The organism is Pseudomonas sp. NPDC012596 (genome assembly GCF_042902325.1).
Taxonomy (GTDB): Bacteria; Pseudomonadota; Gammaproteobacteria; order Pseudomonadales; family Pseudomonadaceae; genus Aquipseudomonas.
Window position 1 is genome coordinate 1 of record NZ_JBIBEB010000009.1, and the last position, 12187, is coordinate 12187.

General features: G+C 62.5%; 12 protein-coding genes. All 12 read left to right on the plus strand.

What is annotated here, in order from left to right; genetic code table 11:
- Positions 1–412: 412 nt before the first annotated feature.
- The 12 genes from flgB (at position 413) to ACFY68_RS12800 (ending at position 12141) form a co-directional block, all read left to right on the plus strand.
- Positions 413–823 carry a flagellar basal body rod protein FlgB gene (gene flgB, locus ACFY68_RS12745; protein WP_346615046.1) on the plus strand — a complete coding sequence of 137 codons (411 nt, stop codon included), beginning with the start codon at positions 413–415 and terminating at the stop codon, positions 821–823.
- Between the two features lie 2 nt (positions 824–825).
- Positions 826–1269: a flagellar basal body rod protein FlgC gene (flgC, locus tag ACFY68_RS12750; RefSeq protein ID WP_346615047.1), complete on the plus strand. Its 444-nt coding sequence runs from the start codon at positions 826–828 to the stop codon at positions 1267–1269.
- 15 nt (positions 1270–1284) lie between these two features.
- A complete protein-coding gene (gene flgD / locus ACFY68_RS12755) occupies positions 1285–1992 on the plus strand; it encodes a flagellar hook assembly protein FlgD (RefSeq protein ID WP_387527572.1) in 708 nt (235 codons plus the stop codon).
- Positions 1993–2022: 30 nt separating this feature from the next.
- The gene (gene flgE, locus ACFY68_RS12760) at positions 2023–3378 is read left to right on the plus strand and encodes a flagellar hook protein FlgE (protein ID WP_387527575.1); all 1356 of its coding nucleotides are present in this window, start codon (positions 2023–2025) and stop codon (positions 3376–3378) included.
- 72 nt (positions 3379–3450) lie between these two features.
- Positions 3451–3636 carry a hypothetical protein gene (locus ACFY68_RS12765; protein ID WP_387527578.1) on the plus strand — a complete coding sequence of 62 codons (186 nt, stop codon included), beginning with the start codon at positions 3451–3453 and terminating at the stop codon, positions 3634–3636.
- 276 nt (positions 3637–3912) lie between these two features.
- The gene (gene flgF, locus ACFY68_RS12770) at positions 3913–4653 is read left to right on the plus strand and encodes a flagellar basal-body rod protein FlgF (RefSeq protein WP_387527581.1); all 741 of its coding nucleotides are present in this window, start codon (positions 3913–3915) and stop codon (positions 4651–4653) included.
- Positions 4654–4700: 47 nt separating this feature from the next.
- Positions 4701–5486 (plus strand): flagellar basal-body rod protein FlgG, encoded by a 786-nt coding sequence (gene flgG, locus ACFY68_RS12775; RefSeq protein WP_387527584.1) that lies wholly within the window; start codon positions 4701–4703, stop codon positions 5484–5486.
- A 34-nt stretch (positions 5487–5520) separates the two neighbouring features.
- Positions 5521–6216 (plus strand): flagellar basal body L-ring protein FlgH, encoded by a 696-nt coding sequence (gene flgH, locus ACFY68_RS12780; RefSeq protein ID WP_387527586.1) that lies wholly within the window; start codon positions 5521–5523, stop codon positions 6214–6216.
- 12 nt (positions 6217–6228) lie between these two features.
- Positions 6229–7338, plus strand: a complete 1110-nt coding sequence (locus ACFY68_RS12785) for a flagellar basal body P-ring protein FlgI (protein WP_346615054.1) — start codon at positions 6229–6231, stop codon at positions 7336–7338.
- Positions 7339–7349: 11 nt separating this feature from the next.
- Entirely contained in the window at positions 7350–8513 is a 1164-nt protein-coding gene (gene flgJ / locus ACFY68_RS12790) for a flagellar assembly peptidoglycan hydrolase FlgJ (protein WP_387527591.1), read from the plus strand.
- Between the two features lie 12 nt (positions 8514–8525).
- Complete coding sequence (flgK, locus tag ACFY68_RS12795; protein WP_387527594.1) at positions 8526–10556, plus strand: flagellar hook-associated protein FlgK; 2031 nt, start codon at positions 8526–8528, stop codon at positions 10554–10556.
- Between the two features lie 13 nt (positions 10557–10569).
- A complete protein-coding gene (locus ACFY68_RS12800) occupies positions 10570–12141 on the plus strand; it encodes a flagellar hook-associated protein 3 (protein ID WP_387527597.1) in 1572 nt (523 codons plus the stop codon).
- Positions 12142–12187: the final 46 nt, after the last annotated feature.

A 12187-nucleotide genomic window follows, 5' to 3' on the forward strand; every position in this document is an offset into this window, starting at 1 on the left:
CTGACAACTATGGCCTATCAGGCCATGGCACGTTGCAACAAATGTGGGAGCGGGCTTGCCCCGCGAAGCGCCGCGCGGGCGGCGCTCGATCTCAAAGGCGCTCAAGATCCCAAGGCAAGCGCCCCGCGAAGCGCCGAGCGATTTGCGCACCCCCTCAAATCTCCAGCCGAGCGCTTTACCCCCCCCCCCCCCAATCCCAACCCTTGACGTCAATTTTTTGTTTTGCCGCTTTTGCCACTCGGCAATTGCCGCTTTGCCTTCCCCAGGCGGAAGCACTTTGCCGCTTTTCTGGCATCACTCCCGCAATCATCCGCCGCCCAGCCCAGTGTTTCCGGGGTTTCTGAACATTGGCACAGCCCTTGCTATAGCTTGGCCAACGATCTTCCGGTCAACCTTCGAAGGTTTCCCCGACATGAGCATCAGTTTCGACAAGGCGCTTGGCATCCATGAAAAGGCCCTGGGCTTCCGCGCCCAGCGCGCTGAAGTGCTGGCCAACAACATCGCCAACGCCGACACGCCCAACTACAAAGCGCGTGACATGGACTTCTCTTCGGTGCTCGCCGCCGAAAGCCAGAAGCAGCAAACCGGTGGCCGCTTCGCCATGGACCGGACCAACAGCCGTCACATCGAGGCTGAAGGCCTGGCGATGGCCGACGACACGCTGCAGTACCGCACGCCGACCCAGCCGTCGATCGACCAGAACACCGTGGATGCCCAGATCGAGCAATCGAACTACACGGAAAACGCCATCGGTTTCCAGGCCAGCTTCACCTTGCTCAACAGTAAATTCAAAGGGCTGGTTTCGGCCCTGCGCGGAGAATGACCATGTCCCTTTCCAGTGTCTTCAACATTGCCGGTAGCGGCATGAGTGCGCAGAACACCCGCCTCAACACCGTTGCCTCCAACATCGCCAACGCCGAAACCGTCTCGTCGAGCATCGACCAGACCTACCGCGCACGTCATCCGGTGTTCGCCACCACCTTCCAGAATGCCCAGGCCGGTACCAGCCAGTCGCTGTTCGAAGACCAGGGCGAGGCGGGGCAGGGCGTGCAGGTCAAGGGCATCATCGAAGACCAGAGCAACCTGGAGGCGCGCTACGAGCCCAACCACCCGGCGGCGAACAAGGACGGCTACGTCTATTACCCGAACGTCAACGTGGTTGAGGAGATGGCCGACATGATCTCCGCCAGCCGGGCGTTCCAGACCAACGCCGAGCTGATGAACACCGCCAAGAACATGATGCAGAAAGTCCTGACCCTGGGTCAGTGATAAGGAATCCAGACCATGGCAGTCGATAGCACCAGCGGTGTAAACCTTAATGATGTCCTCACGGCATCGGGCGTCGGTGGCACCACCAAGAAAACCACGGATACCGCCTCCCAGACGGGCACCGATACGCTCGGCAAGGATGCATTTCTGCAGTTGCTGGTTACCCAGATGCAGCACCAGAACCCGCTGGACCCGCAGGACAATGGCGAGTTCGTGGCCCAGCTGGCGCAGTTCAGCAGCCTGGAAGGCATCACCACGCTGAACGATTCGGTCAGCAGCATCACCAACGCCATGGCTTCGTCCCAGGCATTGCAGGCTTCGTCGCTGGTCGGCCGCTCGGTGGTCGTGCAGAACGACAAGGCCGTGGTCGATACGGCCGAGAGCTTCAATGCGCAGTTCGTCGTACCGCAGGCGATCAGCGAAGCGAAGATCACCATCAAGGACAAGGACGGCAACACCGTCAAGACCATCGAGTTGGGCGAGCAGAAAGCCGGTTATGCCGACTTCATCTGGGATGGCACCAACAACAGTGGCGAGAAGGTCGACCCGGGCACCTACACCTTTACCGCCAGCACTACCGTGGACGGGCAGGCAGTGCAGATGAACACGCTGCTGCCGGCCAAGGTGACCAGCGTCAGCTTCAATGCAACCGGCGAAATGGTGCTCAACCTCGCGGGTGTCGGTAAGGTTTCCCTCTCCGACGTACAAACTATCGGTATCTAAGGCCCGCCAGCGCGGAGCAGGAGCGAATTCATGTCTTTCAATATCGGCCTTAGCGGTCTGTACGCAGCCAACAAGCAACTCGACGTTACCGGCAACAACATCGCCAACGTCAACACCACCGGCTTCAAGTCCTCGCGCGCCGAGTTCGCCGACGTTTACGCAGGCGCCAACCGCCTGGGCGTGGGCAAGAACCAGGTCGGTAACGGCGTGCGCCTGGCAGCTGTTTCTCAGCAGTTCACCCAGGGTGATGTGAACACCACGGGCAACGTGCTGGACATGGGCATCCAGGGGCAGGGCTTCTTCGTGCTGTCCGACAATGGCTCGAAGGTCTATACCCGAGCCGGTAGCTTCCAGGCCGACAAGGACAACTTCGTGATCACCTCGGACGGCCTGCGCCTGCAAGGCTACGCGGCCGATTCGTCCGGCAAGATCCAGAAGGGTGTACTGACCGATCTGCAGATCGATACGTCGGCGCTGCAGCCCAAGGCTACCAGCCTGATTGATCAGGGCATCAACCTGAATTCCTCGTCCAAGGACATCCCGCTGGAAGTCGACGATGGTACCGGCGCCATGGTCCCGAACCTGCCGTTCGACCCTACTGACGAGACGACCTACAGCAAGTCGTTCCCGACCAAGGTGTACGACAGCCAGGGTAACGAGCACACCATGGAGCAGTACTACCGCAAGACCGGCACCAACGAGTGGACGTCCTACACCCTGATCGACGGTCGCAACCCGTTCGACCCGTCTTCCACCGCGCCGCTGACCGGCACCATCAGCTTCAACAGCGATGGTTCGGTGAAGAGCATGGCGGCCGACAACACCGGCCACCCGGCAGGCTCGTCGTTCACCGTGACCAACAACACCTTCACCATGACTGGCTGGGTGCCAGCAGTGGAAGATGCCTCGGGCAACTGGGCGTCCAACGGGGCGGCCGGCAATGCCGATGGCATCAAGCTGTCGATGAACAGCACCACCTCCTACAATACCGAGACCGCGCGCATGTCGCAGTCCCAGGATGGCTTCGCCACCGGTATCCTGTCGAGCCTGAGCATCGATGCCACGGGCGTGCTGTTCGCCAGCTTCAGCAATGGCCAGTCGCGCGCCATCGGTCAGGTTGCCCTGGCCAGCTTCGCCAACGAGCAGGGCCTGCAGCAGATTGGCGGTACTCGCTGGACCGAGACCTACAACTCGGGCATTCCGGGCATCGATGCACCGAAGACCGGTACTTTGGGTAGCGTTGAGTCCAACTCGCTGGAAGGCTCGAACGTCAACCTGACTCAAGAGCTGGTCGAGCTGATCAAGGCGCAGAGCAACTACCAGGCCAACGCCAAGACCATCTCTACCGAAAGCACCATCATGCAGACCGTCATCCAGATGGCCTGATGGTCGCGGGTTGATGGCGTGAGGACGAACCCCTTTGTCGTGAAGGGGTTCGTCGTTTTTGCGGGAGTGTTCATGAAAAGGTTGCTTGTCGCGTTGCTCGCCGCCTTGTGCCTGTATCAGGCACAAGCCGGCACTGCGCCCTGGTGGCGCTGGGAGAGTCAGGTAGATGGACGCCTGGTGTGCTCGCAGTGGTCGCCGGGGGAGGGCTGGAAGCGGTTTGCCGGGCCTTACAACAATGGTGGGTGCCGGGATCGTTGAATCTCGTGCCGGTCTCTTCGCGGGGCAAGCCCACAGGGAGTTGTGTTGCGCCCTCAAACCTGTGGGAGCGGGCTTGCCCCGCGAAGCGGCCGGTACAGGTTTGCCGCAATCGGCAATCCGGCGCCGGATAACCGGCGTCCCCCTCACCACTCTCACCCGCAAAAGCCCGTAATCACGGGCTTTTTCACGATTTCCAAAAGTTGGTTCGGAACTTGCTTTAGTGCCTGCACAGCAACGGCGAGCGGCAAGCGATCGCCAGTGCAGCGGAGGATGACTGTGGACAAGATGCTTTACGTGGCCATGACCGGCGCCAGCCAGAACGCGCTGGCGCAGAAGGCCCACGCCAACAACCTGGCGAACATTTCCACCAATGGCTTTCAGCGCGACCTGGAGCAGGCGCGCTCGATGCCGGTGTTCGGCGACAGCTTTCCGTCGCGGGCGTTTGCCATGACCGAGCGTCCCGCCACCGACTTCAGCGAAGGGCCGATGGTCGAGACCGGGCGTGACCTGGACGTGGCCGTGGCCGGTCAGGGCTTCATTGCCGTGCAGGCACCGGACGGCAGTGAAGCCTATGTGCGCACCGGCAGCCTGAACATCGACGCCCTGGGTGTGCTGCGCGCCGGCAACGGCATGCCGGTGATCGGCAACGGCGGCCCTATCGCCATTCCGCCAGAACAGAAAGTCGAAGTGGGCGCGGACGGCACCATCAGTATCCGCTCCATGGGTGAAGACCCGCGGGTGATGGCCGAAGTCGACCGCATCAAGCTGGTCAACCCGGACATCAAGGGCATGACCAAGGGCCTGGACGGTTTGATCCACACCAGCAACGGCCAGCCAGCGGCGGCCGACGCCAACGTCAAAGTGGTGTCGGGCTTCCTGGAAGGCAGTAACGTCAACGCCGTTGAAGAGATGACCTCGGTGCTGGCGCTGTCCCGCCAATTCGAACTGCACGTGAAGATGATGAACGCGGCCAAGGAAGGCGACGAAGCCATGGCGCGTGTTTTGCAAATCGGCTAACCACACTTGAACGGGTGCCGTAAAACAGGCGCACGAGGAGAATACTGATGCTTCCGGCTCTTTGGGTCGCTAAAACCGGCCTGTCCGCCCAGGACACCAACCTCACGGTCATTTCCAACAACCTGGCCAACGTTTCGACCACCGGCTTCAAGCGTGATCGCGCCGAGTTCCAGGACCTGTTGTACCAGATCAAACGCCAGCCAGGCGCGCAATCCACTCAGGACAGCGAGCTGCCGTCCGGCCTTCAGGTCGGTACTGGTGTGCGCATCGTCGGCACCCAGAAGAACTTCCAGACCGGCAGCCTGCAGACCACCGAAAACCCGCTGGACATGGCAGTCAACGGGCGCGGCTTCTTCCAGATTCTGCAGCCGGACGGCACTGTTTCCTACACTCGTGACGGTACTTTCCACCTGAACTCCGACGGCCAGATCGTCAATGCCGATGGCCTGGCGCTGGAGCCGGCAGTGGTGGTGCCGAACGACGCCCAGACCTTCACCGTCGGCCAGGACGGCACCGTGTCGATCACCACCGCCGGCAACCCGGCCGCCCAGGTCATCGGCAACCTGCAGACCGCCGACTTCATCAACCCGGCCGGCCTGCAGGCAATCGGTAACAACCTGTTCCTGGAGACGGCCGCCAGCGGCGCGCCACAGGTCGGCACCCCTGGCCTGAACGGCTTCGGCACCACCCTGCAGCAGACCCTGGAAAACTCCAACGTCAGCACCGTGGAAGAGCTGGTGAACATGATCACCACTCAGCGCGCCTACGAGATGAACTCCAAGGTCATCTCCACCGCCGACCAGATGCTGTCGTTCGTCACCCAGCAGTTGTAAGCCCTAGCCCTTGTTACACCGTGAGGTAAGCGTCATGAATCGTCTGTTGTCCGTATTCGCCCTGGGGGGGGCGGTGTTGCTGGCTGGTTGCGTCGCACCGACGGCCAAGCCCAACGACCCGTACTACGCGCCGGTATTGCCGCGCACCCCGTTGCCGGCAGCGGCCAACAACGGTTCGATCTACCAGGCCGGTTTCGACCAGAACCTGTACAGCGACCGCAAGGCGTTTCGGGTGGGTGACATCATCACCATCACGCTCAACGAGAAGACCTCGGCGAGCAAGAACGCCGGCTCGCAGATCCAGAAGAACAGCAAGGCAGACATCGGCCTGACCTCGCTGTTCGGCGCCTCGCCGAACACCAACAACCCGTTCGGCGGCGGTGATCTTTCGCTCGAGGCTGGCTACAGCGGCGACCGCACCACCAAAGGTGACAGCAAGGCCACCCAGGGCAACACCCTGACCGGCTCGATCACCGTGACCGTTGCAGAGGTGCTGCCCAACGGCATCATCGCCGTGCGCGGTGAAAAATGGCTCACGTTGAACACTGGCGAGGAGCTGGTGCGCATTGCCGGCCTGATCCGCGCCGACGATATCGCCACCGACAACACCGTGCCGTCCACCCGTGTGGCCGATGCGCGCATCACCTATTCGGGCACCGGCTCGTTCGCCGATGCCAGCCAGCCCGGGTGGCTGGATCGTTTCTTCCTCAGCCCGCTTTGGCCTTTCTGAGTACGGATGAACATGTTCAACGTCAGGCAGCTGATTGCCGCAACCTTGCTTCTGTCCTGTGCGTTCGGTGCCCATGCCGAGCGCCTGAAGGACATCGCCAGTATCTCTGGCGTGCGCTCCAACCAGTTGATCGGTTACGGCCTGGTGGTGGGGCTCAATGGCACGGGTGACCAGACCACCCAGACGCCATTCACCCTGCAGACCTTCAACAACATGTTGTCGCAGTTCGGCATCAAGGTGCCGGCAGGCTCCGGCAACGTGCAGCTGAAAAACGTCGCTGCGGTGTCGGTGCATGCCGACCTGCCGGCGTTCGCCAAGCCCGGCCAGGTGGTGGACATTACCGTTTCGTCGATCGGTAACTCCAAGAGCCTGCGTGGCGGCAGCCTGCTGATGACCCCGCTCAAGGGTATCGATGGCAACGTCTACGCGGTCGCCCAAGGCAACCTGGTGGTCGGCGGTTTCGATGCCGAAGGCCGCGACGGCTCGAAGATCACCGTCAACGTTCCGTCGGCCGGTCGCATCCCGGGTGGTGCTTCGGTGGAGCGTGCCGTGCCGAGCGGTTTCAACCAGGGCAACAGCCTGACCCTGAACCTCAATCGCCCCGACTTCACTACGGCCAAGCGTATCGTCGACAAGGTCAACGAGCTGCTCGGCCCAGGTGTCGCCCAGGCCGTGGATGGCGGTTCGGTGCGCGTCAGTGCGCCGATGGACCCGACCCAGCGCGTGGACTACTTGTCGATCCTCGAAAACCTCGAGATCGACCCCGGCCAGGCGGTGGCCAAGGTCATCATCAACTCGCGCACCGGCACCATCGTCATCGGCCAGAACGTGAAAGTTTCGCCGGCGGCGGTGACCCATGGCAGCCTGACCGTGACCATTACCGAAGACCCGATCGTCAGCCAGCCAGGGCCGTTCTCCAATGGCGAGACCGCCGTGGTACCGCGCTCGCGGGTCAACGCGCAACAGGAAGCCAAGCCGATGTTCAAGTTCGGCCCGGGTACCACGCTGGATGAGATCGTCCGCGCGGTGAACCAGGTCGGCGCGGCGCCCAGCGACCTGATGGCGATCCTTGAAGCCCTGAAACAGGCCGGCGCCTTGCAGGCCGACCTGATCGTGATCTGAGGACGCCACCCATGAACTCGAAAAGCCTGGTGTCCAGCGCCGCCGACAGCGGCGCCTACACCGACCTCAACCGCCTGAGCTCGCTCAAGCACGGTGACCGCGACAGCGACGCCAACGTGCGCAAGGTGGCCCAGGAGTTCGAGTCGCTGTTCATCAGCGAGATGCTCAAGGCCTCGCGCAAGGCCAGCGATGTGCTGGCCGACGACAACCCGATGAACACCCAGACGGTCAAGCAGTACCGCGACATGTACGACCAGCAGTTGGCCGTGAGCATGTCCCGCGAGGGCGGGGGTATCGGCTTGCAGGACGTGCTGGTACGCCAGCTGTCGAAGAACAAGAGCACGCCGGCCAACACCAGCCCGTTCCCGCGCAACGAGGGCAGTGCGCCGGCGTTGTGGGGCAACAAGGTGGCCGAGCCGGTGCATGCCGCTCAGTCGGCCAGCCGCAACGATGTCGCCGCGCTCAATTCGCGGCGCCTGGCCTTGCCGGGCAAGCTTACCGACCGCCTGCTGGCCGGTATCGTGCCGTCGGCAACCCACCCTGCAGCCACTACCAATACCGCCGCCGTGCCGGCCCGTGACGGGCAGCAGGTCGCGCAGAGCTTCGCGGTGCCCGAGCGCGGCCTGCGCATCACCGGCCGCGCCGTGGCGCAGCCGCCCCTGGCGCCGAAGAAGGCCTTCAGCGACAGCGACGAATTCGTCGCCACCATGCTGCCGATGGCCGAACAGGCGGCCAAACGCATTGGTGTCGACCCGCGTTACCTGGTGGCCCAGGCGGCCCTGGAAACCGGCTGGGGCAAGTCGGTCATGCGCAACAGCGACGGCAGCAGCAGCCATAACCTGTTCGGCATCAAGGCCTCCGGCAACTGGGAGGGCGATTCGGCGCGGGCGATCACCAGCGAATTCCGCGACGGCCAGTTCGTCAAGGAGACGGCGGCGTTCCGTTCCTACGACTCGTATCAGGACAGCTTCCACGACCTGGTCAGCCTGCTGCAGAACAATTCCCGCTATCAAGAAGCGGTGAAGGCGGCCGATAAACCAGAACAGTTCGTGCAAGAGTTGCAGAAGGCCGGGTATGCCACCGACCCGAATTACGCCAGCAAGATCTCGCAGATCGCAAGACAGATGAAGTCGTACGAGAGCTACGCAATGCTCGGTACCACAACGAAACTTTAAGGGCATGGAACCATGGCGAGTCTGATCAATATTGGTATGTCGGGGCTTGGCGCCGCGCAGTCGGGGATGTACACCCTCGGTAACAACATCGCCAACGCCGACGTCGAGAGCTACTCGCGCCAGCAGAACGTGCAGAAGACCAAGGGCGGCCAGCAGGTCGGCCAGGTCTTCATCGGCAGCGGCACCACGCTGGCCGACGTGCGCCGGGTGTACAACGCGTTCCTCGAGAACCAGTTGCGCACCACCACTTCGCTGAGCAGCGAGGCTTCCTCGTACCTGAATCAGATCACCCCGCTGGATACCTCCCTGTCCGGCAGCGACACCGGCATCACCGCCGCGCTGCAGAGCTTTTTCAGCGCCATGCAGGATGCCGCCGCCAAGCCGACCGAGGACGCCTCGCGCCAGCTGCTGCTGACCAGCGCCCAGTCGCTGGCCAAGCGCTTCAACACCCTGTCGGCGCAGCTCAATCAGCAGAACAGCAACATCAACAGCAACATGGCGTCGCTGGCCGACCAGGTGAACAGCCTGACCAAGACCATCGCCGACCTCAACGAACAGATTTCCCGCGTAAGCGCCGTTTCCGGCCAGCCCAACGACCTGCTCGACCAGCGCGACGGCGCGGTGCGCCAGCTGAGTTCGTTGATCGGCACCGATGTGGTCGAGCGTGAAGGCAACTACGACATCTACCTGAAAAACGGCCAGGCACTGGTACTGGGCAAGACCACCCAGACCCTGGGCGTGCAGGCCAGCGCTACCGACCCGACCCGCATGAGCCTGATCCTCAACCGCGGTTCGACCAAGATGGACGTCACCAGCAGCGCCACCGGTGGCGAGCTGGGCGGGTTGATCCGCTATCGCAGCGAAACCCTCGACCCTGCGCTCAACGAGCTGGGCCGCGTGGCCCTGGTGGTGGCCGATGCGATCAACAGCCAGCTGGCCCAGGGCATCGACAAGAACGGTGACTTCGGCGCCACGCTGTTCGGCGACATCAACAGTGCCGCCGCGATCAGCCAGCGCAGCATTGCCAAGACGGGCAACAGCGCCGGCTCCGGCAACCTCGATGTAACCATCAAGGACACCGGCAAGCTGTCCACCAGCGACTACCAGGTGACCTTCACCAGCGACAAGCAGTACACCGTGCGTAAGCTGCCCGACGGCACTGACATGGGTAGCTACAGCCTCGACGACGACCCGGCACCGGTGATCGACGGTTTCAGCCTGTCGCTCAATGGCGGTGCCTTGAGTGCCGGCGACAGCTTCAAGATTACCCCGACGCGCAACGCGGCGGCCAGCATCGATACCGTGCTCACCGACCCCAAGCGCCTGGCGCTGTCGTCGCCGCTGACCGCCACCAGCGGCTCGGGCAACAAGGGCACCGGCGTGATTACCCAGCCGACGCTGACCTCGCAGCTGGACATCTACGATGCCGCCCAGCGCACCCAGCTGCAAAATGGCCTGAAGTACTCGACCCCGGTCAAGCTGGTGTTCGGTGACGAAGCCATGTCGCCCCAGGCCTACAAGATGTACGACGCCAAGGGTACCGAGATCGGCAGCGGCACCATCGTGCCCGGCCAGGAAAACAAGCTGCAGCTGTCGGTGCCGATGGTCGATGCCAACGGCAACTCGCTGGGCGGTAACTTCACCTTCGAGATGAGCGTCACCGGCGCCCCGAAGAACGGCGACAGCTACACCGTGGCGCTGACCGCCGCGGGCTCGGCGGACAACCGCAACGGCCAGTCGATCATCGACCTGCAGACCAAGGCCACGGTCGAGGTCGGGGCCGACGGCAAGGGCATCAGCATCACCGATGCCTACGCCAAGCTGGTGTCCAACGTCGGCGGCAAGGCCGGCCAGGCGCAGATGGACAGTGACGCCACCACGGCCTTGCAAACCTCTGCACTGGACAGCCGCAACGGCTTGTCGGGCGTTTCGATCGACGAAGAGACCGGCAACCTGATCAAGTTTCAGCAGTACTACACCGCGTCGTCGCAGATCATCAAGGCGGCCCAGGAAACCTTCGCCACCCTGATCAACAGTCTTTAAGGAGCCGTAGATCGTGAGCGTACGCATCTCTACTTCGCAGTTCTACAACACCAACAGCGCCAACTATCAGAAGAACTTCGCCAATACCGTGAAGACCCAGCAGGAGGCCAGCGATGGCATCCGCGTGCGGTCGGGCAAGGACGACCCGGTGGGCGCGGCGCGGTTGCTGCAGCTGGAGCAGCAGCAGAATATGCTGAAGCAGTACCAGGGCAACATCACCAGCGTACGTAACGCCCTGGGCACCGCCGAGAGCACGTTGAATTCGATCGGCACCATCCTGCAGCGGGTCAACGAACTGGCGGTGAGCTCCGGCAACCCCTCGTTCACCGACCTGGACCGTAAGGCCAACGCTGATGAGCTTGCCTCGCTTGAAGACCAGCTGTTCACGCTCATGAACAGTAGGGATGAAAACGGCAAGTACCTGTTCTCTGGCTCCAAGGGTGATACCCAGCCCTATGTGCGCAATGCGGACGGCACCTACAGTTACCAGGGTGACCAGAGCCAGCTGAAGCTGCAGGTCGGCGACATGATCAGCCTGGCGTCCAACGAGACCGGCTACGACGCCTTCGAGCAGGCACTGAACACCAGCCGCAGCGAGACGCATCTGACCTCGCCGGCTGTCGATGATGGCCGTGTCACCTTGTCGAACGGCCAGGTTTCGGGCAGCTCGACCTACAACGACCGCTTCCGCAGTGGCGAGCCTTACAGCGTCGAATTCACCAGCAGCACCGAATTCAAGATCACCGATGCCAGCGGCAACGATGTAACCCTGGAAGCGACCCAGAGTGGCAAGTTCGACCCGAACGGCGAGAACACCATGATCAACTTCCGCGGGGTAGATCTGCGCCTGGATATCAGCTTCAAGGCCGGCGACGAAGCCGACCCCGATGCAGCCATCGCGGGCCATACCTTCACCCTGGGTTCCAAGGCTGACGAAATCACCGGTACTCGCAGCCCGGGTAATGCCTCTTCGGCCCAGGTGGCTGGTGCTAAAATCATCGACCAGGACGTGTACAAGGCAGCATTCCCGGAAGGGGCGGTGCTCAAGTTCACCAGCGCCACCGATTTTGAGTTGTATGCCTCACCAGTCAGTGCCAACAGCAAGCCGATTTCCACCGGTACCCTGAGCGGCAACACCGCCACGGCCATGGGTGTCGAGTTCGAGTTGTCGGGCGCGCCGACCGCCGGCGACTCCTTCGCCGTCAAGGTCGATACGCATCAGACCCAGAACGTGCTGGATACCATCGGCCAGCTGCGCGCTGCGCTCAATACCCCGGTCGATGGTGATCCCGAGGCAAGTCAGAAGCTCAAGGCTTCGCTGGATTCGGCAATTGGCAACGTTGCCAGCGCTACCAACCAGGTGACGTCCTCCATCGCGGCGATCGGTGGGCGTGGTCAGGCACTCGACGTACAGGCCGAAACCAACGAAGCCCTGAGCACCGAGAATCTCAAGACACAGAGTTCGATTCGCGAGAGCGACCCCGCTGAAGTCATGGTGCGCCTGCAGTTGCAGACCAACATGCTGCAGGCCTCGCTGCAGGCTTACGCCAAGGTTGCCGGGTTGTCGCTGGTCAACTACATCTGATAGCGCCCTGTGCGTATTCAATCGTGCGCCGCCACCGTCAGGTGCG

Excerpts from the sequence above, each read along its gene's own strand:
- flgB (WP_346615046.1), top strand. The coding sequence starts at position 413 with ATGAGCATCAGTTTCGACAAGGCGCTTGGCATCCATGAAAAGGCCCTG.
- flgC (WP_346615047.1), top strand. The coding sequence starts at position 826 with ATGTCCCTTTCCAGTGTCTTCAACATTGCCGGTAGCGGCATGAGTGCG.
- flgD (WP_387527572.1), top strand. The coding sequence starts at position 1,285 with ATGGCAGTCGATAGCACCAGCGGTGTAAACCTTAATGATGTCCTCACG.
- flgE (WP_387527575.1), top strand. The coding sequence starts at position 2,023 with ATGTCTTTCAATATCGGCCTTAGCGGTCTGTACGCAGCCAACAAGCAA.
- ACFY68_RS12765 (WP_387527578.1), top strand. The coding sequence starts at position 3,451 with ATGAAAAGGTTGCTTGTCGCGTTGCTCGCCGCCTTGTGCCTGTATCAG.
- flgG (WP_387527584.1), top strand. The coding sequence starts at position 4,701 with ATGCTTCCGGCTCTTTGGGTCGCTAAAACCGGCCTGTCCGCCCAGGAC.
- flgH (WP_387527586.1), top strand. The coding sequence starts at position 5,521 with ATGAATCGTCTGTTGTCCGTATTCGCCCTGGGGGGGGCGGTGTTGCTG.
- ACFY68_RS12785 (WP_346615054.1), top strand. The coding sequence starts at position 6,229 with ATGTTCAACGTCAGGCAGCTGATTGCCGCAACCTTGCTTCTGTCCTGT.
- flgJ (WP_387527591.1), top strand. The coding sequence starts at position 7,350 with ATGAACTCGAAAAGCCTGGTGTCCAGCGCCGCCGACAGCGGCGCCTAC.
- flgK (WP_387527594.1), top strand. The coding sequence starts at position 8,526 with ATGGCGAGTCTGATCAATATTGGTATGTCGGGGCTTGGCGCCGCGCAG.